General features: G+C 52.3%; 21 protein-coding genes and 1 riboswitch. Of the genes, 14 read left to right on the forward strand and 7 right to left on the reverse strand.

What is annotated here, in order from left to right; genetic code table 11:
- Positions 1-64: 64 nt before the first annotated feature.
- Entirely contained in the window at positions 65-1,555 is a 1,491-nt protein-coding gene (locus tag B5G10_RS02610) for an acetyl-CoA hydrolase/transferase family protein (protein ID WP_087423340.1), read from the reverse strand.
- Between the two features lie 58 nt (positions 1,556-1,613).
- On the reverse strand, positions 1,614-2,240 hold the full coding sequence (locus B5G10_RS02615; RefSeq protein ID WP_087423218.1) for a hypothetical protein: 627 nt from the start codon (positions 2,238-2,240) through the stop codon (positions 1,614-1,616).
- A 259-nt stretch (positions 2,241-2,499) separates the two neighbouring features.
- Between B5G10_RS02615 and miaB the strand changes: the two genes are divergently transcribed.
- The 14 genes from miaB to nrdG all read left to right on the forward strand — a co-directional run bounded on the left by miaB (position 2,500) and on the right by nrdG (position 20,100).
- The gene (gene miaB, locus B5G10_RS02620) at positions 2,500-3,870 is read left to right on the forward strand and encodes a tRNA (N6-isopentenyl adenosine(37)-C2)-methylthiotransferase MiaB (protein ID WP_087423219.1); all 1,371 of its coding nucleotides are present in this window, start codon (positions 2,500-2,502) and stop codon (positions 3,868-3,870) included.
- Between the two features lie 15 nt (positions 3,871-3,885).
- Positions 3,886-5,076, forward strand: a complete 1,191-nt coding sequence (locus B5G10_RS02625; RefSeq protein WP_087423220.1) for an MFS transporter — start codon at positions 3,886-3,888, stop codon at positions 5,074-5,076.
- Positions 5,077-5,269: 193 nt separating this feature from the next.
- A complete protein-coding gene (locus B5G10_RS02635) occupies positions 5,270-6,151 on the forward strand; it encodes a permease-like cell division protein FtsX (RefSeq protein ID WP_087423222.1) in 882 nt (293 codons plus the stop codon).
- Positions 6,152-6,171: 20 nt separating this feature from the next.
- Positions 6,172-6,468: a DUF3098 domain-containing protein gene (locus B5G10_RS02640; RefSeq protein ID WP_087423223.1), complete on the forward strand. Its 297-nt coding sequence runs from the start codon at positions 6,172-6,174 to the stop codon at positions 6,466-6,468.
- A 27-nt stretch (positions 6,469-6,495) separates the two neighbouring features.
- The gene (locus B5G10_RS02645) at positions 6,496-7,344 is read left to right on the forward strand and encodes an undecaprenyl-diphosphate phosphatase (protein WP_087423224.1); all 849 of its coding nucleotides are present in this window, start codon (positions 6,496-6,498) and stop codon (positions 7,342-7,344) included.
- A complete protein-coding gene (truB, locus tag B5G10_RS02650; RefSeq protein ID WP_087423225.1) occupies positions 7,344-8,075 on the forward strand; it encodes a tRNA pseudouridine(55) synthase TruB in 732 nt (243 codons plus the stop codon). The genes B5G10_RS02645 and truB overlap by 1 nt, the downstream gene beginning before the upstream one ends.
- Positions 8,076-8,077: 2 nt before the next feature.
- Positions 8,078-9,127 carry a tRNA preQ1(34) S-adenosylmethionine ribosyltransferase-isomerase QueA gene (gene queA / locus B5G10_RS02655; RefSeq protein ID WP_087423226.1) on the forward strand — a complete coding sequence of 350 codons (1,050 nt, stop codon included), beginning with the start codon at positions 8,078-8,080 and terminating at the stop codon, positions 9,125-9,127.
- 240 nt (positions 9,128-9,367) lie between these two features.
- Positions 9,368-10,009, forward strand: a complete 642-nt coding sequence (locus tag B5G10_RS02660; RefSeq protein ID WP_143241034.1) for a hypothetical protein — start codon at positions 9,368-9,370, stop codon at positions 10,007-10,009.
- Positions 10,010-10,097: 88 nt separating this feature from the next.
- Complete coding sequence (locus tag B5G10_RS02665; RefSeq protein ID WP_143241035.1) at positions 10,098-11,942, forward strand: hypothetical protein; 1,845 nt, start codon at positions 10,098-10,100, stop codon at positions 11,940-11,942.
- Positions 11,943-11,963: 21 nt separating this feature from the next.
- Positions 11,964-13,697 carry a hypothetical protein gene (locus B5G10_RS02670; protein WP_087423229.1) on the forward strand — a complete coding sequence of 578 codons (1,734 nt, stop codon included), beginning with the start codon at positions 11,964-11,966 and terminating at the stop codon, positions 13,695-13,697.
- Between the two features lie 17 nt (positions 13,698-13,714).
- Positions 13,715-15,181: a hypothetical protein gene (locus B5G10_RS02675; protein ID WP_143241036.1), complete on the forward strand. Its 1,467-nt coding sequence runs from the start codon at positions 13,715-13,717 to the stop codon at positions 15,179-15,181.
- Between the two features lie 276 nt (positions 15,182-15,457).
- Positions 15,458-16,687, forward strand: a complete 1,230-nt coding sequence (locus B5G10_RS02680) for a DUF4595 domain-containing protein (RefSeq protein ID WP_087423231.1) — start codon at positions 15,458-15,460, stop codon at positions 16,685-16,687.
- Between the two features lie 289 nt (positions 16,688-16,976).
- A riboswitch (cobalamin riboswitch) is annotated at positions 16,977-17,185 on the forward strand.
- A 53-nt stretch (positions 17,186-17,238) separates the two neighbouring features.
- Positions 17,239-19,620 carry an anaerobic ribonucleoside triphosphate reductase gene (locus B5G10_RS02685; protein ID WP_087423232.1) on the forward strand — a complete coding sequence of 794 codons (2,382 nt, stop codon included), beginning with the start codon at positions 17,239-17,241 and terminating at the stop codon, positions 19,618-19,620.
- Positions 19,621-20,100: an anaerobic ribonucleoside-triphosphate reductase activating protein gene (nrdG, locus tag B5G10_RS02690; RefSeq protein ID WP_087423233.1), complete on the forward strand. Its 480-nt coding sequence runs from the start codon at positions 19,621-19,623 to the stop codon at positions 20,098-20,100.
- Positions 20,101-20,133: 33 nt separating this feature from the next.
- Here the strand turns inward: nrdG and B5G10_RS02695 are convergent, their stop codons facing one another.
- The 5 genes from B5G10_RS02695 to B5G10_RS02715 form a co-directional block, all read right to left on the reverse strand.
- The gene (locus B5G10_RS02695; RefSeq protein WP_087423234.1) at positions 20,134-21,333 is read right to left on the reverse strand and encodes a DUF3843 family protein; all 1,200 of its coding nucleotides are present in this window, start codon (positions 21,331-21,333) and stop codon (positions 20,134-20,136) included.
- Between the two features lie 63 nt (positions 21,334-21,396).
- Positions 21,397-21,705, reverse strand: a complete 309-nt coding sequence (locus tag B5G10_RS02700; RefSeq protein WP_087423235.1) for a DUF3467 domain-containing protein — start codon at positions 21,703-21,705, stop codon at positions 21,397-21,399.
- A 2-nt stretch (positions 21,706-21,707) separates the two neighbouring features.
- Entirely contained in the window at positions 21,708-22,373 is a 666-nt protein-coding gene (locus tag B5G10_RS02705) for a NigD-like protein (protein WP_087423236.1), read from the reverse strand.
- Complete coding sequence (locus tag B5G10_RS02710) at positions 22,370-23,074, reverse strand: ABC transporter ATP-binding protein (protein WP_087423237.1); 705 nt, start codon at positions 23,072-23,074, stop codon at positions 22,370-22,372. Before B5G10_RS02710 ends, B5G10_RS02705 begins: the two co-directional genes overlap by 4 nt.
- Positions 23,071-23,790 (reverse strand): tRNA threonylcarbamoyladenosine dehydratase, encoded by a 720-nt coding sequence (locus B5G10_RS02715; RefSeq protein ID WP_087423238.1) that lies wholly within the window; start codon positions 23,788-23,790, stop codon positions 23,071-23,073. The genes B5G10_RS02710 and B5G10_RS02715 overlap by 4 nt, the downstream gene beginning before the upstream one ends.
- Positions 23,791-24,029 lie beyond the last annotated feature (239 nt).

Consider the following 24,029-nt stretch of genomic DNA (forward strand, 5'->3'; position numbering starts at 1 on the left):
AAAGTACCCCCGGGCTTGCTTGGCGGCCCGGGGGTACTGCATATCGATGAAGTTTGATTATTTGTTATACATAATCGGCCCAGTTGGTGAGAGCCATATCGCCCGACTTCAGGAACTCGTTGTGGAACCCGAAGGCGGCCTTCAGGTTATGAGGCGTGTGGCCCTTGCCCAGTTTCAGGTAGTCCCACAGCAGCTCTTTGTACATGGGGTGAACACAGTTCTCGATGATGGTGTGGGCTCGTTGGATGGGCGATTTGCCGCGCAGATCGGCCACACCCTGCTCGGTGATGATTACCTGTACCGAGTGTTCGCTGTGGTCGAGGTGCGAAACCATGGGCACGATAGCGCTTATCTTGCCGCCCTTGGCTACCGAGGGGCAGGTAAATATCGAAAGGTAGGCGTTGCGGGTAAAGTCGGCCGAACCGCCAATACCGTTCATCATCTTGGTACCCGTCACGTGAGTCGAATTCACGTTGCCGAAGATATCGGCCTCGAGAGCCGTGTTCATGGTGATGAGGCCCAGTCGGCGCACAATCTCGGGGTTGTTCGATATTTCGCCGGGACGCATGATGACTTTGTCGTGGAAGAACTTGATGTTATTGAATACCTCCTCTTGCTTACTGTCGCTTATCGTCATGGAACAGCAGCTGGCAAATTTGCATTTGCCCTCTTTCATCAGGTCGATAACGGCGTCTTGAATCACCTCGGTGTACATTTCGAAGGCCGGGATATCGGGGTTAGAGCCCAGGCAACCCAGCACGGCGTTGGCAATGTTGCCTACACCCGATTGCAATGGCAGGAATTGGGGCGGGATGAGGCCGGCTTTCAATTGACTCACGAGGAAGTCGCACACGTTGTTTCCGATTTTCAGCGTCGTTTCATCGACCGGGGTGAAGGGTTTCACACCGTCGAGCTTGTCGCTCTCGACGATACCCACGATTTTCTTGGGATCTACTTTCACGATAGGGTCGCCTATGCGGTCGCTCGGTTTGTAAATGGGAATTTCGCGACGATAGGGCGGGTCGAGAGGCTGATAGATATCGTGCATGCCCCGCAGCTCTTTGGGGTCGTGATGGTTCAGCTCGATAATGATTTTGTCGGCCAGGGCGCAGAAGGTAGGAGTGGCACCTACACCGTTGCCCAGCAGAATCTCACCGTTGGGAGTCACCTCGGTAGCTTCGATAATAGCCACGTTCACCTTGCCCAGGAATCCGTAGCGAAGGCTTTGCGACAGGTGCGACAAGTGCATGTCGAAGTAGGCAATTTCGTTATTATTGACAGCCGCACGGGTATCTTTGTGCGATTGATAAGGGGTGCGGCTTTTGATTGCTTTGGCACGGGTGAGGGCACCATCGACATAGTCGCTGGTCGAAGCTCCCGTATAGACCCCTATCTGAAAGGGGCGACCGGCAGCATGTTCGGCTTCGGCCCGTTGGGCGAGAGCGACAGGGACTACTTTGGGGGTACCTGCTGCGGTAAAACCGCTAAATCCCACATTATCGTTGTGGTGAATGAATTGAGCCGCTTCTTCGGCGGTAAGAATATTAAATGCCATATCCAAGATAAATTTTGTTGTTTTTTGAGATATTTCAAGGTTAAGGTGTTCTTCTGTATCAATACTTTCGATTCAGTATTTCCGACGCGATTATCGCCTTGCGCCAGTCTATATCGCTCACATCTATGGCGGCCACGTCGTTGGGCTCGTTGGTTTGTGACAGCAGTGCCGAGAGTTGTGGTTGTGCCGTGTGGGCAAAAACCGATTCTCCTTCTTCGGCTGGTGTCGAAACCTGAGTCGGTGGCTGAGCCTGGACTTTCTCCTCGACAGTTTTTTCTGTCGGGTAAGGCTTGGGCCGCCACTCTGTTTGAGGCTGTCGTCGCTCCAAGGGTTGTGGCCTGGATGGGGTGCGTGCCTGTACCGGCTGCGGTTGGGGGTGAGAAGCAACTCTTCTTTGGGGAGAGCGAGGTATGTAATCGTCCTCCTCGCGGGCCATCTTCCTTTGTTCCTCCTCTTCGCGGGCACGGCGCAATTCTTGAAAAATTTCGTCTAAGGTTTTAGTGCGAGGGGCGCCCCATTCCTCCTCGTCATCTTCTTTAGAAGTGGACTCTTCGGGAAACGGGCTTTGACCGGGCTGTCTTCTGGGTTGATTTTGAGAGCTTTGTTGCTTCTTAGAGCCCAGGGTATTGATGGCGAGAATGACCAGCCCGATGATTATGGCGACGATTATCTCTGAAAAATCCATCTCTTTTTTGTATTTTTGTCCTCAAATATAGAGTATTATTGAGAATCTTCCAAATTTTGGGGCTCTATAAATAACTAAGAGCTGTTTCTCAACAACTCTTAGCCGATTTAACCTAAACCTTAACTATGAAAAAATTTCATGTAATGTGTTTGCAAAGAAAATAATTATTTTTTAAAAAACAAATTTTGAAAAAGAAAATATCACTTTTTTGTTGATTTTGTTGATAAATTAAAATTAAATGTAGAAAAAATCGTACAGAATGAAAAATATAACAAACAATGAGCCTTTGACCGAACAGCCGGTGGCCGAGAAAAAATTGTTTATCGAAACCTATGGTTGCCAGATGAATGTGGCCGACAGCGAGGTGGTTGCGTCGATTATGCAGATGGCCGGTTATACCCTTTGCGATAGCATCGAAGAGGCCGATGCCATTTTTGTCAATACCTGCTCGATTCGCGACAATGCCGAGCAGAAGGTACTTTCGCGCCTGGCCTACTTCCAGTCGTTGCGCAAGCATCACAAACCCCTGGTTGTGGGGGTGTTGGGTTGTATGGCCGAGCGGGTGCGCGAACGGCTTGTGACCGAAAACGGTGTCGATCTAGTGGCTGGCCCCGACTCTTACCTCGACCTGCCCAACCTCGTGGGGGCTGCCGAGCGAGGCGAGAAGGCGGTGAATGTCGAGCTATCGACTACCGAGACCTATCGTCAGGTTATTCCCTCGCGCATCGGGTTGAACCGCATCTCGGGGTTTATCTCCATCATGCGGGGGTGCAACAACTTCTGTTCCTATTGTATTGTGCCCTATACCCGCGGACGTGAACGCAGCCGCGAACCCGAGAGTATTCTGGGCGAGTTGGCCGACCTCAAGGCCAAAGGGTTTAAAGAGGTGACTCTGCTGGGGCAGAATGTCAACTCCTATCGTTACGAACGGGCCGACGGTACGGTGGTCGATTTCCCCGCTCTTTTGGCGATGGTAGCCCAGGCTGCCGGTGAGATGCGGGTGCGTTTCACCACCTCGCACCCCAAGGATATGAGCGACGAGACCCTGCATGTGATGGCTGCCTGGCCCAATCTGTGCCGCCACATACACCTGCCGGTACAGTCGGGGAGCAACCGCATTTTGAAACTGATGAACCGCAAATATACCCGCGAGTGGTATCTCGACCGCATTGCCGCCATCCGCCGTATCCTGCCCGGTTGTGGTATCACGACCGACATGTTCAGCGGGTTCCACTCCGAGACCGAGGAGGATTTTGAAGAGACTCTCTCGCTCATGCGCGAGGTGGGTTTCGACTCGTCGTTCCTCTTTAAATACTCCGAGCGCCCCGGTACCTACGCCTCGAAGCACCTGCCCGACGATGTGCCCGAGGAGGTGAAGATTGCCCGTCTGCAACGCATGATCGACTTGCAGAACGAGCTTTCGCTCGAGAGCAACCGCCGCGATATCGGACACGAGTTTGAGGTCCTGGTCGAGGGTTTCTCGAAGCGTTCGCGCGAGCAACTCTTCGGACGCACCTCACAAAACAAGGTGGTCGTTTTCGACAAGGGCAACCACCGCATCGGTCAGTTTGTGCAGGTAAGGGTTACCGACGCCTCGTCGGCCACCCTACTGGGCGAAGCGTTGGACTAAAATCGCGAGAGACCCATGGAAAAAGTGGCTAAAGACAAGCTGTGGACCCCCAGTTTCTGTGTCGTGGTGGCCGGGAACTTTCTGCTCTTTTTTGCCTTTTATCTGTTGTTGCCGGTGTTGCCCATGTATTTGAGCGAGGCCTTTGCTGCCAGCCGTTCCACGGCCGGTTTCATCCTCTCGTCCTATACCATCACCGCCCTCATGATACGTCCCTTTGCCGGGTATATGGTCGATACCTTTCCCCGCAAGCGGTTGCTGCTCATTTGCTATTTTGTATTCCTGCTCTTTTTTGGCGGCTATCTGTTGGCGGGCACTCTGCTCCTGTTTGCCATTATTCGGGCAGGACACGGTATTGCGTTTGGCCTGCTCACCGTCTCGAACAGCACGGTGGCCATCGATGTGATGCCCTCCTCCCGGCGAGGCGAGGGGATAGGCTACTACGGGGTGAGCAACAACCTGGCCATGGCCATTGGGCCCACCCTCTCGCTCTACATACACGATGCCTATGCCAACTTCGACTATATCTTTCTCCTCTCAATGGCTTCGGCTGCAATAGGTCTGTTATGTGTCTCGACCATCAAGATGCCCTATCGTCGCGACCCGGTGCCCGAGAAACCGCCTGTCTCGCTCGACCGGTTCCTGTTGTTGAAGGGGATACCCGAGGCGGTCACCCTCATCTTCTACTCGTTCAGCTATGGAGTTCTCTCGACCTATCTGGCCGTTTATGGCAAGGAGGAGTTGGGCATAGAGTCGGGGGCCGGCTTCTTCTTCATCCTGCTTGCCGTGGGGCTCATCTTGTCGCGACTCGCCTCGGGACAATGGCTCAATCGGGGATACGTCACCCGCAACATCTTCGTGGGCATGCTGTTGTCGCTGCTCGGTTATCTCATTTTCGTGAGTGTGCGCAACGAGTGGGGCTACTATGGCGCCGCCGTAGTGCTGGGGTTGGGCTACGGATGCATCTGCCCCGCCTACCAGACCATGTTTATCAACCTTGCGCCCAACAACCAGCGGGGAACGGCCAACTCGACCTACCTTACGGCCTGGGATTTGGGTGTGGGGTTGGGGGTGCTCATTGGCGGACAGATTGCCGAGATAACCAACTATGCTACAGCCTATATAACCTCTTGTGTATTATGTGCTATCGGTTATCTGCTCTTCAAGTTCAAAACAGCGGCCCATTTCGAAAAATATAAGTTGCGATAGAAAACATTAAAATATGTGAATAAAAGGAGCGATTTCTGTTATCCGTACTTTAATTTGCATAAAATTTGGGCTAGCTATATCCTTTTGTTTTTAGCATTGTCGAAAGAAAGGGGTAAGAACGTCGAAATACGTATCGAACAGAGGCGTAGAAACCTCACGAAACAAAAGGCTTGGTTTGGTAAAAAAGAGAGATATGAACAATAAGACTTCTTTCAGCAAACGGATTTCTTTTCTGAATGCTCGAATGACTTCGACATTAAGTGTTTCACTGGTCCTTTTCATCTTGGGAATTATGGTTTTGATGGGCTTTTTGGCCAATAACCTCTCCCGGCATGTCAAGGAGAATATAGGCTTTTCGATCGTTCTTAACGAGTCGGCCGGTGAGCAACAGGTACATCAGTTACAGCGTATGCTCGAGCGGGCCGATTATGTGAAGGCTGCCCAGTATATCTCGAAAGAGGATGCCTTGAAAGAGGTGATGATCGAGTTGGGCGAAAACCCCGAAGATGTATTGGGCGTCAACCCCATGCAATCGTCGATCGAGGTGAAACTCAAGGCCGAGTATGCCAATACCGACAGTCTCTCGATTATCGAAACCAAGTTGCGCGACCAGGTAATCGTGAACGATATTCTGTATCAGAAAGACCTCATTCAGTCGGTCAACGACAACATGAGCCGCATCGGTCTCATTCTGTTGGCCTTGGCCATCGTGCTCATGATTATCTCCTTTGCCCTCATCAGCAATACCATTCGGTTGGGAGCCTACTCCAAGCGGTTCCTCATCCACACGATGAAGTTGGTAGGGGCTACGCCGGCGTTTATCCGACGGCCATTTATCGTCTCAAATATTATCAATGGCATTGTGGCCTCGGTCATTGCTATGTTGCTCCTCTCGGGATGTGTCTATTACCTCATGTCTGAGATGGAGAGTTTCACCACGCTGTTGTCGTTGCCCATGATGCTGCTGGTATTTCTCACCATCCTGGTGCTGGGTATCGTGCTGTCGGCCGTGTCGGCCTATTGGGCCGTAAATCGCTACATCCGCATGGATAGAGACGACCTGTATTATGTCTGATTAAAAAAAATTGTAACCCTATGAAATCTCAAGAAAAGAAAAGTGTATCGGCGCTCCCCGAAGAGGGACAAAAAACCTCCTTTGCGCTGGGGAAAACCAATCTCATACTCATTGCCATATCTTTTGTGGTTATCGTCATCGGTTTCCTGCTGATGCTGGGAAACGGTACCACCCCCGAGGCCTATAACCCCGACATCTTCAGTTTCCGTCGCATTGTCCTGGCCCCCGGCATTGCCTTTGTGGGTTTTGTATTTATGGTCTATGCGATCATGCACAACTCCAAAAAGAGACAGCAAAGCGACAACAAGGCAGCTTGATATTACCCTGTTTAATTTTTCAAGAAAGTGGATTTTTTAGAAACGATTATTATTGCCATAGTAGAGGGATTGACCGAGTTTCTACCTGTTTCCTCTACGGGGCACATGATTATTACACAAAGTATTCTCGGTGTAGAAAGTACACCCTTCGTAAAGGCCTTTACGGTAATTATACAGTTTGGTGCTATTTTGTCGGTGGTATGTCTCTATTGGAAACGGTTTTTCCGGCTCAATCGTACTCCGCTCCCGGGTAATCCCTCGGCATTGCGGCGTTTCCTGCACACCTATGATTTCTATTGGAAGCTGTTGGTGGCATTCATTCCTGCAGCCGTATTCGGTTTGGCTTTGGGTGACTGGATTGACACCCTGCTCGAAAATGTGGTAGTCGTTGCCGTCATGCTGGTTATTGGCGGTATCTTCATGCTCTTCTGCGACCAAATATTCAACAAGGGTAACGACAAAACCGAGCTCACCGAGAAACGTGCATTTTATATAGGATTGTTTCAATGTATAGCCATGATACCGGGTGTATCCCGTTCGATGGCGACGATTGTGGGAGGTATGGCACAGAAACTTTCGCGTAAGGCGGCAGCCGAATTTTCGTTCTTCCTAGCAGTTCCCACCATGTTTGCGGCAATGGCATATAAAATATTGAAACTATTTTCCGAACCTGGAGGAACCGATTTGATTATGAACAACATGGGCACTCTGTTATTGGGCAACGCAGTTGCCTTTGTAGTAGCCTTGCTGGCAATCAAATTTTTCATAAGTTTTGTTACCCGCTATGGATTCAAGGCCTTTGGGTGGTATCGTATAATAGTGGGTGGTGTGATTCTCGTCATGTTGTTGATGGGGCATAACTTAACGATTGTGTAATGGATTTTAACGAAGGCGAAATTATATATATCGACAAACCGTTGCATTGGACTTCGTTCGATGTGGTCAAGCGCATCCGGTTACGCATCCTGCGTCGGCTCAAGCAGAAGAAGCTGAAAGTAGGCCATGCCGGTACACTCGATCCCCTGGCCACCGGGGTGATGATTGTATGCACCGGTCGGGCCACGAAGCGCATCGAGGAGTTCCAATATCACACCAAAGAGTATATCGCTACCCTGCGGTTGGGAGCAACTACCCCCTCCTTCGACTTGGAGACCGAGGTCGATGCCCTCTATCCCCACGAGCATATTACCCGCGAGGTGGTGGAACGAACTTTACCGCGTTTTGTCGGTTCCATTATGCAGATACCGCCCTCCTATTCGGCCTGTAAGATAGACGGTCGCCGGGCCTACGACATGGCTCGCAAAGGGCAGGAGGTAGAGCTCAAGCCCAAGGAGCTGGTGATCGACGAAATCGAACTGCTCTCCTGCGAACTGCCCATCATTCAGATACGGGTCGTATGCAGCAAGGGTACCTACATCAGGGCGCTCGCCCGCGATATTGGCGTTGCCCTTGGTAGCGGAGCCCACTTGATAGGGCTTAGGCGTACACGGGTGGGCAGTGTGACACTGGCCGATTGCCTCTCGGTCGATGAGGTGGCTCGAATGATCGACGAAGCTCCCCTGACCATAAACGAGCAAGAAACAAAAGAAGAAAGTAATAACAAATAGATATGAAACTGTCCCAATTCAAATTTAAATTGCCCGAAGCGCAAATCGCTCAGTACCCGGCAAAAAACCGGGACGAGTCCCGGTTGATGGTAATCGACCGGAAAACGGGAAAGATCGAGCACCGCATCTTCAAAGAAATTATCGACTATTTCGACGAGAAAGACGTGTTTGTATTCAACGATACCAAAGTCTTTCCGGCCCGCCTTTATGGTAATAAGGAAAAGACCGGTGCCAAAATCGAGGTCTTCCTCTTGCGCGAACTCAACGAGGAGAACCGCTTGTGGGACGTTCTGGTTGAGCCGGCCCGTAAGATTCGTATCGGTAACAAACTCTATTTCGGTGACGACGACTCGATGGTAGCCGAGGTGATCGACAACACTACCTCGCGTGGCCGCACCCTGCGATTCCTCTACGACGGCTCGCACGACGAGTTCAAAGAGGCTCTCTATAAACTGGGCGAGATGCCGCTGCCGGCCTATATCACACGCCCTGTCGAAGAGCTTGACACCGAGCGCTATCAAAACATATTTGCCCGTCACGAAGGTGCTGTGGTCACTCCAGCTGCCGGGCTTCACTTCAGCCGCGAACTGCTGAAACGGATGGAGATCAAAGGTATCGATTACGGCTTCTTAACCCTTCACTCGGGGTTGGGCAACTTCCGTGAAATCGATGTCGAAGACCTCACCAAGCACAAGATGGACTCCGAGCAACTGATTGTTACCCCCGAGTTGGTAGAGCTCGTCAACCACGCCAAGGATGGTGGGCACAAGGTGTGTGCCGTGGGTACCTCGGTCATGCGGGGTATCGAGAGCGCCGTCAGCACCGGTGGGCACATGAAGACTTACGACGGGTGGACCAACAAGTTCATTTTCCCGCCCTACGACTTTACCGTAGCCACCAGCCTGGTGACCAATTTCCACATGCCGCTATCGACCATGCTGATGATGGTGGCCGCATTCGGCGGATACGAAATTGTGCTTTCGGCCTACGATGCAGCCCTCAAAGAGGGATACCGTTTCGGAGCCTATGGCGATGCCATGCTCATTTTGTAAAAAAAGACAGATACATCTCATATGGCAAAGGGAGCAGCGTATTCACGCTGCTCCCTTTTTTTTGCGGGTAGAAAAATTTTTAAGAAAAGGCAGATAAAAGTAATATTTGTAGTAAAAATATATTTTTTTATGTATATTTTTATATCTTTGCCAAACAGTGCTGAATAATTGCTGTGGGACTGTATTTCTAAGTGAAGGGACTGAATTTCTGTAAATAGTTTAACCTTTAATATAAGAACGATGAAAAAGATTTTATCCGCTATGCTGCTGGTGGCATCGATTGTATTCTGCCCCGTTATGCTCAATGCACAAACCAAATCTCAGATTAAACAGGCCGAAAAGGCTGGTAAAACAGAAGCCAAGAGACTCGAGAAAGAGGGTTGGAAAAACAGTAGTGCAACTCCCCTGAGACTGGCTATCAAGAACCATTTGCTTAAAACCGAGGACTTCGGGGGGACAGCAACCTCTTACGATGCAACGGCCGTAGCCGTAAAATCGCTCATCCTGGGGGGGCGTATGGCTCGTTCGGACATCAGAACCCAATATGCCGATATGAACAAGAGTGTGATCAAAGCCCGCATCAACGACCAGTCGCAAGCCATCTCGATCGAGCAGGCCGATAATTTTGTAGCTGCTTATGAGAGTATGGTGATGAAAGAGTTTGACGGCGAACTGCAAAAGTCATTCTCGCTTTATCGGGAGCGCAAAGATGGTCTCTACGATGTGAGAGTCTATTTCTTGCTGGACGAGGATAAGGCTTCGAAAACTCGCATCAGAGCACTGAAGAATGCGGCTGCCGAAGCACAAATCGCACAGGAGATTGCCGATGATATGTCTAAGTTTATCAACGAAGGATTCAAAGACAATAGCGCAAAAGAGTAAGATGAAGTATATCTCGATATTGATTTTTCTCTGCCTTCTCCCGGCCTCTTTGGGGGCACAGAGTGTGGCAGAGAAAATGAATAGCTATTTGAATAATTCGGCATATAAATGTGGTAAAGCAAGTGCTTCGACTCTCGAAGAGGCCGACAAGGCCGCTTTGGAGATGCTTGTCAGCCAGATATCGGTATCGCTGGGAAGCGTCTATGAAGAGGAGTTGTCGCAACACGATACCAGTAACGGGCTCGATTACCAGAGCAAAGTAAATAGCCAGGTACGCTCCTTCTCGTTTGGTACCCTCCCCAACGTAGGGCAGATTATAGACGAGAGTGAGCCGGGCGTGGTGACGGTGCTTCGTTATGTAAAAGTGACCGACTTGAAAAATATCTTTCAAGAGCGGGAAAAGAAGATTTCGGACTTTGTCGCCTCGGGGATGGAGGGCGAGAGACAGTTGCAGATTAATGTGGCTTTGCGCTACTACAACTGGGCCCTCATGCTGCTTATTGCCCATCCCAAAACCGTGTATAGCGATATCGACGGGAAAAAGACCAATCTCAAGTTGTGGTTGGATACCAAGATCAACAACATCTTCAATACCCTTGATGCCGAGGTTGAAGAGTGTGTGGAGACGGGTAACCCCATCGACAAGTATGAAGTGAAGCTGCGCTTCTCATATTTGGGCGAGCCGGTTTCCGACCTGGAGTTCTACTACAACAATGGCGAGCGATATGTAGGTCCCTGCCGGGTACATGATGGGGTAGCCATTGTCAATTTCGACAGACTGCCCGACAAGGAGTTGCGCATCCGCTATGACTATAAATTTGAGAACCAGGCCAAGAATTTCGATGCCGAGTTGCGGGCCGTGCTTGAACTGATCAAGCCCCAAAGTTTCCCCAATGCCGCAGTAGCCTTGCCGGTGAAGAATCGCCGGGGGGTGATTGTGGCCGATAATAAAAAGAGTACACAACAGAAACTCGAAGAGGCGGTATCGGTAGCGAGTGCTTCGATAGCACCCCCCATTGTGCAGAATAAGGTCGAGCGATTGCAGCTGGAACCGATAAGCGACGATGTAGAGTATCGAGCTGTCATGGAGCGGGTCGAGGCAGCCGTGCGTGCAGGCGATATTGCCCCCGTGCAGGACTGCTTTACCCCCGATGGTTTCAACCTCTTTAAGCAGATGCTGGACCTGGGCAAGGCCTCGATTGTGGGAGATCCTCAATATTCGTTTTGGAAAAGTGGAGGCCCTTATGTCATAGGCAAGTCGCTCCCGATGAAATTCAAGTTCAGAGGGCGGGGAAACACGTTTGTCGAAGAGATACGATTCAGATTTGACCGAAACAAGAAAATAGCTTCGGTAGCTTTCGGGTTGACCCAACGGGCCGAAGACGATATCTTCAAGGCCGCGGCCAAGTGGAGCGAAGCCTCGAGATACTCGATCATGTCTTTCCTGGAAGACTATCAAACGGCCTACGCGTTGAAACGGTTGGATTTCATCCAGAGTATTTTTTCCAGCAAGGCCATTATTATTACCGGTGTCGTGTGTCAGACGATAGGAAAAGGGACCTTCCTGGAAGGGGGGCTTAATCTGCCCGAGGAACAAAGTATCAAGACCGTTCGCTATAATCATTACACCAAGGGCGAATATATTGCCAAACTGAAAAAGAGCTTCGCTTCCAAAGAGTTTGTACATCTGATTTTTGAAGATAACATCATCAAGAAAATAAATACCAATGGCATTATCAACGGTGAAGCTTACGGGATACAGATCAAGCAGAGCTATTTCTCCGATAATTATGCCGACTCGGGCTACCTCCTGCTGCATCTGGATATGCGAGGCGAGTATCCCACTATACGGGTGAGAGCCTGGATTCCCGAAAAGAACGAAGACGCTTCGTTGGACAGGTTTTTAAATCGATTCAGGTTGGGTGGAATCTGACCCTATGTATAAATGAAACATATGAAGAAACTGATAACTACTGCATTGGTGGCTATCTTGGCCATCCATGCATCGGCCCAATTGCGATACATATCCGATTCGTTTCGGATGTTGAGCTATCAAGCCTATGATGGCGATATGGGAGGAGGCGACCTCTCCTATGAATACTTGAAAGACCAGTGGCCTACCGACGACAATGGAGACCCTGCGGCACTGTTGGTAATCAAGTTTAGGAATATGTTGCCCGACGAGAGCCGCCGGTTCCAAATCTCGTTTACGGCCGGGTGTAACAAGGCCGGCGAGGAGTTTCCCACACGCGACAAGCACCCCGATTCATACTGGTTGTATGTCACGGCCGGCGACCATGTGGGAATAACCATCTACCATCCCGAGTATGGTTCGGTCAAGGTTGGGCCCCTTAAACTGGAGCAGACCAAGATGTATGAGTTTATGCTGGAAAACGAAAAGTCGATAAACCTCTCGTTTGCCACCGATCCCCCGGGATCCATTGTCATCTTCGACGACCAGCGGTTGCCTCAGGTTACCCCGTGTGAGAAAAAAAATACCACTTATGGTGAGCACAGGTTGTTTCTCATATCGGGAGCAACCCAGTTAGACACGGTTATCCATGTCGATGGTTCGCGTTCGCACTTCGATTTTAATATGCGCAAAAAGCATTTTTTCAACTTCACTTGCGAGCAGGACGATGCCCAGTTGTATATCAATGGGAAACTGTATGGCCGATTGCCGCAAAGCAACGTCCCCCTGTATGAGGGCCTTTCCTACACGTTGGTAGCCCTTAAGGGGGGTATAGGCGATACCGTTTCGTGGTATGTCGATGATAATGTGAGTCGGGAGTACCAGTTCCAGATTGTGAAAAAGAAAACCGTTGAGCTGTATGCCTCGTATCAGGGCGAGCGGGTGAATGCCTATTTGACGGTCAACCGTTTGGATGGTGCCTATCATAATCATCAGCTACAAAGCTCAGGCTCGTCATTCCGGTTGAATCTGCCTTATGGGCGCTATCGTTTCAGAATGTCGTATGGCGGAAACTATAAAGAGCGCACCGAGAAGATTTCGGAGAAAAGCAAATCGATTTATGAGTTCCCTATCAAGGCCAAGAATTCGATAGTATGGCCCTGGCAGCGCGAGTACGATGTGCGTCCGGTAGGTTTCTCAATGGGATATGTCTCCAAGCAGCTGGTGACTACCGGCAATGGTATGAAACTTAAAGAAAATGGTTTTTGGTCCGATGGAGAGGGTACCTCGCTTCATGGTATGCAGGTAGGACTTCATTTCCAACCCTGTTTCTCTTTTGGATTGGGCCTCTACACGGGTGCGTTCTATGAGTTGTATATGTCGTTCAACGACGATGGTTACGCCTACGACGAATTTCTGGAGCATTGCGCCTATGTGCCCGTACACCTGTATTACAGACTACCCTTCTCGAGTACCGTGGCCCTGTCGTTCCATGGTGGAGTCGGGTTTAATTATAGCATTTATGGAGCTTTTGGAAAGAAAGACGACTCGGTAGAAGAATATACCGATTGCTATGGCGAAGCGGGGTATCCCAAGCGTTTCAATATGGCCGCCGAGGTAGGTGTAGGATTCAGAATCGGTTCTATTCAAATCAATGCCCAGTATGCCAAGGGCTTGAACGATCACAAATCCTACTCTTCGTTGGGCAGTGGTTATAAAACCATACAAAACAAATTGTCAATTAGCCTGTCGTGGTTGATTAGTTCGGGTTATTAATCGATGACAGAAAGAATATGAATAGAAGATTGTGTATTATCATAGCTCTTTGTGCATTACTCCCTGCCAAGGGTAATGCACAGGATCCCTATGAGGAGTTTAAGAAACAGGCCCTCGAGGAGTATAGCCAGTTCTCCGACCAGGTGCGAAAGGAGTATGCCAGTTTCAGAGATCAGGCCAATGCCGAGTATGCCCGTTTCATGCAGGAACCGTGGCCCAAGGCCGACTTGAATAGTCCCGAGCCGGTACCCGATCGCCCCGAGCCGGTAGATCCGCCGGTGAAGACCGACCCCGACAAAAAGCGTCGCCCCGAAGAGATTCCTTACGACGAAGTGATACCTCTCCCCGACAGGACTCCGGCTCCGCAACCGGTCGAGCCTATCGTTCCGCCTCCTGCCCCGGTGGTTTCGACCTTTGACTTCGACTTCTACCATACGAAGTGCACGGTAAGTCTGTCGCCCGAGCAGAAGTTTACCCTGTCGCAAATCGACGAGCAATCGGTCTCTGAGGCCTGGACAATGCTCTCGCAGAATTCATACAACAACTTGATAATCGATTGCTTGCGCTTGAGAGACGAACTGAATCTGTGCGATTGGGCCTATGTGATACTGCTGCAACGGCTCACCGAGAGCTACTTCGGGTCGGCCTGGTCGAGTGAGGCTGCACTGATGCAGATGTATATACTCACCCAGTCGGGGTATAAGGTGCGCATTGCCCGAGCCGGTACCCGGTTGGTTCTGCTTGTCCCGTCGGATTATACGATTTATCAGTATCGCTATGTCTATCTGGGGGGGACGAAGTTTTATGTCCTGAATACCTCTGTCAAAGAGAATCTGTATGTATATGACCAGGCATTCCCCAAGGAGCAGATATTCTCTATCTCGATGAAGCATGCTCCTCAGTTGGCTCTCGAGGTGACCCCCGATCGGGTGTTGACCTCGAGGAAATATCCCTCGGTAACCGTTCGTTTGAGAACCAATAAGAACTTGATCGATTTTTACAACGACTACCCGCTCAGCAGCAACTGGGATGCCTACTCCCGTTCTTCTTTGAGCGATGAGGTGAAAGACAGGCTCTATCCGGTTTTGAAGAGCGCCATTGCCGGGAAGTCGGAAGAAGAGGCCGCCAATATCCTTATCAATTTCGTTCAAACCGCCTTTGAATACAAGACCGACGATGAGCAGTTTGGTTATGAGCGTCCGCTCTTTGGCGACGAGACAATTTATTACCCCTATAGCGATTGCGAAGATCGGGCCATTCTGTATTCTATCCTGGTGCGTGAACTCTTGGGAAGGTCTGTCGTATTGTTGTATTACCCGGGCCATCTGGCTACGGCCGTTCAATTCAGCACCGATATCCAGGGCGACTATCTGATGGTCAATGGTACGAAGTATGTCATTTGCGATCCTACCTATATAGGCGCTCCTATCGGCGAGGCCATGCCCTCCTATAAGAATACGAAATGCACAGTCATTTACATATAGATTTGTGCGTGTAAAACGGGATAATCCTGTGTGGGATTATCGCCCGTGAGACAAGAGAAAAAGCCTCGTTGAGCCTCTGAGAAAAGCCTCAACGAGGTTTTTTATTCAATAAGATGCATTTGTCGGTTTATATGTTGTGCGACCCAAAACAATCTCTATCTTTGTGGCTATGGCAGATGGTGATTGTCAATCGGAAGTGCTCCGCAAGGGTGGACGACTCTGCATTTTCTGTATTCATTAACCGCATCACGAGAGTCGGGATGTAAGAAAAATCTTATGATGAAAAATTTTTATGTATTTACTTTGATGGCCCTTCTCTTGATGGGCTGTTCGAAAGAGAAGGATGCTGTGGCCGACAAGGCCATCCAGTTGGCCGATGGGGTGTCCAGTAGCTACACGGTCTATGCCGACCAGACGACCGCCTCTCCCTCACAGGGAATCACCTTTACCACAACCGGGCCTTGGAAGGCTACGGTAGCCGAGACCCGGGCTGCGGCCGACTGGGTGAAGGTTTCGCCCGACCATGGCGACAAGGCCGGCAGTTACACGATTACTATCCTGCTTGATGTCAATACCACGGGGCAAGACCGTAAAGCGGTCGTGACCATTGAGTGCGGTGCGACCCGCATCGAGATTATCGTCGAGCAGAAGGCTGTGACCGAGAGTGGCGAAGAGCCTCAAAACCCGGCTGTCGATGAGCCTCGGGTATCTCGCCTGGAGACGGCCTACTTCTATTACGACGGCACGACGGTGGTGCCCGAGGAGACGTCGGCCTTTGATTTCTTCTACGACGAGATGGGGCGGCTTTCTCAAATCGTTTCGAATGGTGTTAACGAAGTCCGCTCGATGACTCTTACCTATGGCGAAGGTGGGGTCTCTTATACCGTCGTATTGACCGAAAACGGGGTTGAAGATCCGCATGGCGACAAGGGTAAGGCAACGCTCGACGAAGCCGGTCGGGTTGCATCGGGTGAATACTTCTATACGTATGAGAAAAACGGCGAATGGATTACGGGCAAATATAACTACCAGTTGGCATACGATACCGAGGGCTATTTGATCGGATGTGAGTCGAGCACGTCGGAGCCGGGAGTGTCGCACATTACCTGGGAGAATGGAAATCCCGTGCAGGGACTGTGGGGGGCCGAGAATAATCTAATCGATAGAGCTACCTATGGCGATGTGCTCAACAGAGCCAATATCGACCTGAACTGGTTGTGTGTATTGACCTCCGAAGGGTGGGACTACTCGGTTGGCGATCCCAACAAATTCTTTGCACTCGCCGGGCTCGTAGGGAAACGGGCAACCCACATGGTCTCGACAATCTCCGAGTCGGGGGCCGGTCCAACACCTCGGCTTAGCAAGTATAATTATATCCTCGACGACGCAACGGGTATGCCCGTTGAGATTTCGCGTGTGACGACCGACTACACCTCCACGAAAGAGTATATATCGATTACACGTGTAAAATTGAGTATGCGAAATAATCTTTTGGATTGGAAATAATGAATAGATGGTAATTTATTTTATCGAAGTCTGTCGTTGAAATAATTTTTAGGAATATCCTGCCTTGCATCTTCCGTTCATCCGGTCGGGGGAATGCAGGGCAGGATGTTTTTTATATTGTCTGGTTTATAGATAAATATAATCGATATTGTACTTTGCTGAAATCTTCAGGACGAGTCGGTTCGTGTATCTATTGGGGAAACTTTTTTAGAATTTGATTTTAAAAAGTATTCCCAAAGAGAGAACTTTTCTTTTGTCGATTGTTGTTTTGTTGGTCAAAATTTGTGTACCTTTACACCCACATTCCGGTTCGGTATTGTCCGTTGGACAGCACCGATAAAAAGGGAATCGGGTGAAAATCCCGAGCAGTCCCGCTGCTGTAATTCCTGTGAAAGTCCGTTGACACGAGCCACTGACGAGAATCTGTTTCTGTAGAGTCGGGAAGGCGCCATCGGGCAGGGAAGAGCCAGAAGACCTGCCGGAGTGAGAGAGAAGCAAATGAGCGTTCGAGGAGACGCTCGCAGTATCCAATTTCTTAACAACTTATCAGCATGGATTATGCAGGTATTACCATCGCCAAGCGCGATGGTGCCCGGGAGTGTTTCTCGATTGAGAAGATCGAGCGGGCCATTGCCAAGGCTTATCGGGCCGACGGCATCAACGACGATGAGGCCTCGGTGAAGCAGATTGCGGCCGAGGTGACGGCAGCCATCGACAAGAACGAAATTTCGGTCGAAGAGATTCAAGACCTGGTCGAGCGCCAGTTGATGAAGCGCAACCCCTCGGTGGCCAAGCGGTTTATCATCTATCGCGAGTGGCGCACCAAGGAGCGCGAGAAGCGCACCTCGATGAAGCAGGTGATGGACGGCATTGTGGCCGTCGAGAAGAACGACGTGAACCTGAGCAATGCCAACATGTCGTCGCACACGCCGGCCGGGCAGATGATGACCTTTGCCTCGGAGGTGACCAAGGATTATGCCTACAAGTACTTGGTGGGGGTACGCTATGGGCGCGCTCATCGCGAGGGCGACATTCACATTCACGACCTCGACTATTATCCCACCAAGACCACAACCTGTGTGCAGTACGACCTGGAGGATATCTTCAACCGCGGGTTTTACACCAAAAACGGCACCGTGCGCACGCCCCAGTCGATACAGAGCTATGCCACACTGGCTACCATCGTGTTCCAGACCAACCAGAACGAGCAGCACGGCGGGCAGTCGATACCGGCCTTCGATCACTTTATGGCTCCTGGTGTGTTGAAGAGTTTCCGCAAACACCTCGAGATGGCCATCGACTTTATTCTGCGGTTGCGGGGTGCCAGCGACCACCCGTCGCTCAAGGAGCCGATAGTCGAGACGGTGACCTCGATTACCGGTTCCGAGGACCAACAGGCTGCGCTGGCGGCCCGGTTGCAGACGTTGGGCGTGGAGCTGTCGCCCGACGAGTTTCGCACCGCCTGGACACAAAGCTACGAAACAACCCGCAGGGATACGCATCAGGCCATGGAGGGGTTGGTGCATAACCTCAACACGATGCACTCGCGGGGCGGCAACCAGGTCGTGTTCAGTTCGATAAACTATGGCACCGATACCTCGCCCGAGGGGCGTATGGTCATACGCGAGCTGCTCTCGGCCACTACCGAGGGGTTGGGCCACGGCGAAGTGCCGGTCTTTCCCATTCAGATTTTCAAGGTGAAAGAGGGCGTTTCGTACAGCGATGAGGATTATGCCGTAGCAATGGCCGACTTCGAAGGGGCGATGGCCGGACGCATCGCCTTCAAGGCGCCCAACTTCGACCTCTTGCTCGAGGCGTGTCGCACCACATCGACCTCGCTCTTCCCCAATTTCCTCTTTCTCGATGCGCCCTATAACCAAAATGAACTCTGGCGGGCCGACGACCCCGACCGTTTCCGCTACGAGGTGGCCACGATGGGATGTCGCACTCGGGTATTCGAGAATCTGCACGGCGCAAAGAGTTCGTGGGGGCGGGGCAATCTCTCTTTTACCTCGATGAATATGACCCGCCTGGCTATCGAAGCCCGGCGCGAAGCCGAGGAGTTGCACCCCGATGGCGACAAGCATGCCATTCGTCGCGAGGCTCGTATCCTCTTCCTCGAGAAGGTGCGCACCACTGCCGCAATGATAGCCGAGCAACTGCACGAGCGGTATGAGTATCAGCGCAAGGCGCTCGCCCGTCAGTTCCCCTTCATGATGGGCAACGATGTGTGGAAGGGTGGAGGCCGCTTGCGCCCCGACGAAGAGGTGGGCGATGTGATCGACAGTGGTACGCTGGGCATCGGCTTCATTGGCGGACACAATGCCATGTGCGCCATCTATGGCGAGGGGCACGCCCACAGCCACGAGGCCTGGCAAACGCTCTACGATGCCGTGGTGGTGATGAACAACGTGGTCGAGGAGTACAAGACCCGCTATCACCTCAACTACTCGGTACTGGCCACGCCGGCCGAGGGGCTTTCGGGGCGCTTCACCCGTCTGGATCGCAAGCGCTACGGGGTTATCCCGGGGGTAACCGACCGCGAATACTACGTCAACTCGTTCCATATCGATGTGAAGGAGCCGGTAACCATCGTCGAGAAGATCAAGAAGGAGGCCCCCTTCCACGCCATTACCCGGGGCGGCCATATCACCTATGTCGAGCTCGACGGTGAAGCCAAGAAGAATATATCGGTTATTCTGAAAATCGTGAAGGTGATGCACGACGAGGGCATCGGTTACGGTTCGATAAACCACCCGGTCGATACCTGCCGCGCGTGCGGGTATCGGGGGGTCATCTATACGCAGTGCCCCGTGTGCAAGAGCGAGGACATATCGCGTATGCGTCGCATTACCGGTTACCTTACCGGCAGTCTCGAGTCGTGGAATTCGGCCAAGCAGGCCGAGGAACGCGACCGTGTAAAGCACAGGTAGATGGAGGAGCCGCTACATCTTATCCAGGTATATCCAGAGACCATCTCCGATGGTTTCGGGATTCGTTATGCCATCTATCTGGCCGGGTGTACGCACCGCTGCCCGGGGTGTCACAATCCCGGCAGCTGGAATCCGGCGGCGGGTGAGCCGCTCACCGGAGCTCTGCTCGACCGCATGGTGGCCGAGATACAGGGCAACCCCTTGCTCGACGGCATCACCCTCTCGGGGGGAGACCCCTTTTACAATCCGCCGGCCCTGCTGGCTCTGTTGCAACGGCTCAAGGCCGAAACTCAACAGAATATCTGGTGCTATACCGGCTACACCTATGAGGCTTTGTTGGCCGATGAGGCGCGTCGCCCCTGCCTCGACTATATCGATACGCTGGTCGATGGTCCCTTTGTGCAGGCGCAGTTCGACCCCACGCTCTCCTTTCGGGGAAGTCGCAACCAGCGCATCCTGCATCTGTCGCAGATGCGGTAAGGGGAAGGGAGTGGTGATGCCAATATTACAATCTTACACAGCCCGGTAGTAGTCTTGCAGGAGGCAACGGGCAATGAAATCCCAGTTGTCGGCCACGAGATGCGGGTCGCCGTCGGCAAAGCAGGCATCGGGCAGCAGGCTGTGAGAGCAGAGGTAGAGCAGCAGGTCGATAGGACATCGGCCGGGAACGGTGAGCAGCGATATGGCCCCCTTTCGAGCCTCCTCGGCGTTGTAGTAGGGGTTGGCCGGGTCGGCGATGAACTGGGCAATATCCGAGGCTATCAACATTCCCTTATAGGGAGTCACATAGAGTACGAAGTTCTTTTTGTGAGCCAGGTGCGAGAGATGCCCGCCCTCGGTCTCGCCCCATTGCATCCCCTCGGTGAGGAAACGGTCGAGTTCGGCATACGAGCCCAGGTACTTCACGGGTGCGCCTCCGGTCGATTGGGTAAACTGCTGGTAATAGGGGTGCAGCTCTTTTTTCTCCTCGGGCTCTTCGGGCAGGGTGTGTTGCCACAACAGCGACACCCATTCGTGGGCAAAGAGGGCCAGCGGCCCGGCCGGCAGGGTATAGAGCGACTCCCGACGCAGTTTCTCGAGTCGGCTCAACTTCTCTTTGTCGCTGTGAGACTTGCTGTGGACCTCGTGCAGCAGTTGGCGGGCCAGCGAGCGGTTCGACGGGCCCAGCAGATAGGATTCCCAAAAGAGCCACTCGGCAAATCGGTAGCGCGCTTCGGGGTCGGTCGTTTCGTTGAGTTCGGGCAAACAGAACTCTTGCAGCAGCGGCGAATCGGGAGCGGTCTCGTATTCACCTTCCAGTAAGTTGTAGATAAGATCGGCCGTAGCGATGAGGTTGTCGTCGAGCGGTGACAGCACCTCGTGTTCGTTGCCGTAGGCGGCCGACAGATACCACAACAGTACCCGCACATCTTCCCGGTTCACCTCACCCTCGTAGTAGTTGGCCGTGTCGAAGAAAGGAAGCGTGCGGCCATAGAAGGCCCGGTGCTGGGCAAGCAGCGATGCCCACAAGCCCGTCCCCGACAAGATATCGGCAAAGTAGCCCACCAGGTCGCAGCAGATCGATTTCAGGGATTCGTCGTTCCACTGTGCTTTCATAGGCGAGCGTTTTATTTCGTCATATAATTGGTTGGCCAGTCGCGTGTAATAGCGGTCGCTGTCGGTCGTTTGGGTGTAGGGCTGCCGGGCCAGCCACTGTTGCAGGGTGATGTTCATGTTGCCAGTTTTTAATAAGAATTATGTAGGGGCGGGGCCATGCGACCACACCCCGGGATATGGTTAAGCCTCGCCACCGGGAGCCATGAAGGGAGGCATACCGCCGCCGCGTTGCGGGTCGTTCATCTGGATGGGACCGAACTGGGCCTCATATTTGCGGATGTTGTCCTGAAGGGCAAACAGCAGTCGTTTGGCATGTTCGGCCGTGAGGATGATGCGCGATTTCACCGGCGCTTTGGGGGCACCCGGGGTGACCCGGATGAAGTCGATGACAAACTCCGACGGAGCGTGCGAAATGATAGCCAGGTTGGAGTAGGTGCCTTCGGCTACGGCGGCCGACAGCTCTATTTGAATCTCTTTTTTCTCTTCCATAATCAATGTAATTTGAAGTAATAATATTTATAATCGAAGTTGACTTGATTGACATATACCTGCAACGTGGTGTAGGGCCGGCTGCGGTAGGCCTCGATGTTGAACGACGAGTAGAGGTTGGTCCAGTGCCCCTCGGGGTCGTCGTTGCGGCTGTGGCGCAACTCCACCTTGAGGGTATCGCTCTCGAGTGTCGATTCGTCGGCCACGAGTCTGATGCCGTGGGGGCGGCTGTGATAGTCGATGCGGTATCGCAGGTTGAGAAAATCGCCCGTTTTCCAGATGCTTTGCAGGTAGAGGGTATCGTTGGGCAATTGGGCCAATTGCTCGTGCGAGACCAGTCGCAGCGTGTCGAAGTGGATGGCCGAGAGCGCCTGTATCTCTATCCGTTCACGATTCTCGCCCAACGATTCGAGGGGCTTGTATTGCAGCAGCACGCGCACCCCTTCGGCCGTGAGCGACTCGTTTGGGGTTTCGGTGGGGTAGAGGGTATCCATCGGGGCCGAATCGGTAGCCTGGTGGGTAAAGTAGGTATTCCCGTCGTGATGGTGACAGGTGACGATATCGAGGTAAAAGACCCCGTAGATATCCTCCTCTTTCTCGCAGGCTGTCGTTGCCAGAAGCAACGGCACCACCCAGAACCACCCGTGGAATATCGCAAGCCGTTTCATACCTTGTCCTCCTCGGTTGCGGGGGATTCCTCTTCGTCCTTCTCGGCCGGATCGACGATTGAGCCGTCTTTCATGAACAGGATACGGTCGGTCATCTGGGCCAGTGTTTCGTCGTGGGTGACGATGACAAACGTCTGTTTGAACTCGTCGCGCAGGTCGAAAAAGAGTTTGTGCAGTTCGATTTTGTTTTTCGAGTCGAGGCTGCCCGACGGCTCGTCAGCCAAAATCACCGACGGACGGTTGATGAGAGCCCGGGCCACGGCTACCCGTTGCTTTTCGCCGCCCGAGAGTTGGGCCGGTTTGTGGCCGAGGCGGTCGCCCAGATTCAGAAAATCGAGTATCCGTTTGGCTTCCCGTTCGGCCTCCGAGCTGCTGCGCCCTCCGATGAGGGCGGGAATCATCACGTTTTCGAGAGCCGAGAATTCGGGTAACAGTTGGTGAAACTGAAAAACAAACCCGATGTGGCCGTTTCTGAAGCGGGCCATCTCACGGTCGGGCAGGTTGTCCACCCGTTTGCCGTCGTAGCGTATCTCGCCGCTGTCGGGCTTGTCGAGGGTGCCCACGATTTGCAGCAGGGTGGTTTTACCGGCGCCGCTTGCACCCACGATGGCGACAATCTCGCCCTGCTCGATGGTGGCGTCGATACCTTTGAGCACCTCCAGGGAGCCATAACTCTTGTGTATGTTTTTAATCTCTATCATGTCTCAGTGAGTTTTCCAATGACATAGCTGGCCAGGTGGCACCCAAACAGGGCCGGCAGGTACGAGATGGTGCCTACGGTCGATTTTTTATTGCGTTCGCCTTCGACTGCGACCACGGCATGAGGGTCGGCCTGCTCGGTCGAAAATACCGTTTTCAATCCTTTCGAGATGCCTGCTTTGCGCAGCCGCAGCCGCACGGCTCGGGCCAGACCGCAGTGGTAGGTGTCGGCAATATCGGCCAGGCGTATGGCCGAGGGGTCTTTGCGACCTCCTGCTCCCATCGACGAAACAATCTTCACCTTGTGCCGCAGGCAGTAGGTGATGAGGGCTATCTTGGGGGCCAGGGTGTCGATGGCATCGACCACGAAGTCGATGGGTTCGCGTTCGAGCAAGGGGGCGATATCGTCGGCCTCGAGATACCGGAATTCGGCGTTGAGCTTCAGCTCGGGGTTGATGTCGAGCAATCGGGCTGCCAGCACCTCGGTCTTGGGTCGGCCCAGTGTGCTGTGCAAGGCCACGAGCTGACGGTTGAGGTTGCTCTCGGCCACCGTGTCGCCGTCGATGATGGTCATGCGGCCTACCCCGGCGCGCGCAATCATTTCGGCGGCATAGGCGCCCACGCCGCCCACACCCACCACCATTACGTGTGCGTGGTGCAGCCGCTCCAAGGCGTCGTCGCCTATCAGCTGGCGGGTTCGTGAGAGCCAATCTTCCATTGCTTCCGCGGTTTGAAGTGTATAATTGATTTACGAAGATACTTTTTTTTGTAGAAAATAGGAAATCCCGGCTGTAAAATGAGTCGATAATCGGGCTCTTTTTGCCGCAACATCTCGGTATATGTGTGGTGTGTATCGTTTCTGCCCGATATCGCAGTGATGGCCGTCGAATTTGTTTCGTTCGTCAATTATGCTATCTTTGTACCGGTAAGCCCCGGGATTGGCAGGGGGGACATCCG

Origin of the sequence: Barnesiella sp. An55, from assembly GCF_002161555.1 — a bacterium.
GTDB lineage: Bacteria > Bacteroidota > Bacteroidia > Bacteroidales > Barnesiellaceae > Barnesiella > Barnesiella merdipullorum.

Coding starts and splice junctions, on each gene's coding strand:
- B5G10_RS02695 (WP_087423234.1), bottom strand. CDS start 21,333: ATGAACATCACCCTGCAACAGTGGCTGGCCCGGCAGCCCTACACCCAA.
- nrdG (WP_087423233.1), top strand. CDS start 19,621: ATGGAGGAGCCGCTACATCTTATCCAGGTATATCCAGAGACCATCTCC.
- B5G10_RS02640 (WP_087423223.1), top strand. CDS start 6,172: ATGAAATCTCAAGAAAAGAAAAGTGTATCGGCGCTCCCCGAAGAGGGA.
- B5G10_RS02635 (WP_087423222.1), top strand. CDS start 5,270: ATGAACAATAAGACTTCTTTCAGCAAACGGATTTCTTTTCTGAATGCT.
- B5G10_RS02680 (WP_087423231.1), top strand. CDS start 15,458: ATGATGAAAAATTTTTATGTATTTACTTTGATGGCCCTTCTCTTGATG.
- B5G10_RS02615 (WP_087423218.1), bottom strand. CDS start 2,240: ATGGATTTTTCAGAGATAATCGTCGCCATAATCATCGGGCTGGTCATT.
- B5G10_RS02660 (WP_143241034.1), top strand. CDS start 9,368: ATGAAAAAGATTTTATCCGCTATGCTGCTGGTGGCATCGATTGTATTC.
- miaB (WP_087423219.1), top strand. CDS start 2,500: ATGAAAAATATAACAAACAATGAGCCTTTGACCGAACAGCCGGTGGCC.
- B5G10_RS02670 (WP_087423229.1), top strand. CDS start 11,964: ATGAAGAAACTGATAACTACTGCATTGGTGGCTATCTTGGCCATCCAT.
- B5G10_RS02685 (WP_087423232.1), top strand. CDS start 17,239: ATGGATTATGCAGGTATTACCATCGCCAAGCGCGATGGTGCCCGGGAG.
- B5G10_RS02715 (WP_087423238.1), bottom strand. CDS start 23,790: ATGGAAGATTGGCTCTCACGAACCCGCCAGCTGATAGGCGACGACGCC.
- B5G10_RS02610 (WP_087423340.1), bottom strand. CDS start 1,555: ATGGCATTTAATATTCTTACCGCCGAAGAAGCGGCTCAATTCATTCAC.
- B5G10_RS02705 (WP_087423236.1), bottom strand. CDS start 22,373: ATGAAACGGCTTGCGATATTCCACGGGTGGTTCTGGGTGGTGCCGTTG.
- queA (WP_087423226.1), top strand. CDS start 8,078: ATGAAACTGTCCCAATTCAAATTTAAATTGCCCGAAGCGCAAATCGCT.
- B5G10_RS02625 (WP_087423220.1), top strand. CDS start 3,886: ATGGAAAAAGTGGCTAAAGACAAGCTGTGGACCCCCAGTTTCTGTGTC.
- B5G10_RS02700 (WP_087423235.1), bottom strand. CDS start 21,705: ATGGAAGAGAAAAAAGAGATTCAAATAGAGCTGTCGGCCGCCGTAGCC.
- B5G10_RS02675 (WP_143241036.1), top strand. CDS start 13,715: ATGAATAGAAGATTGTGTATTATCATAGCTCTTTGTGCATTACTCCCT.
- B5G10_RS02710 (WP_087423237.1), bottom strand. CDS start 23,074: ATGATAGAGATTAAAAACATACACAAGAGTTATGGCTCCCTGGAGGTG.
- truB (WP_087423225.1), top strand. CDS start 7,344: ATGGATTTTAACGAAGGCGAAATTATATATATCGACAAACCGTTGCAT.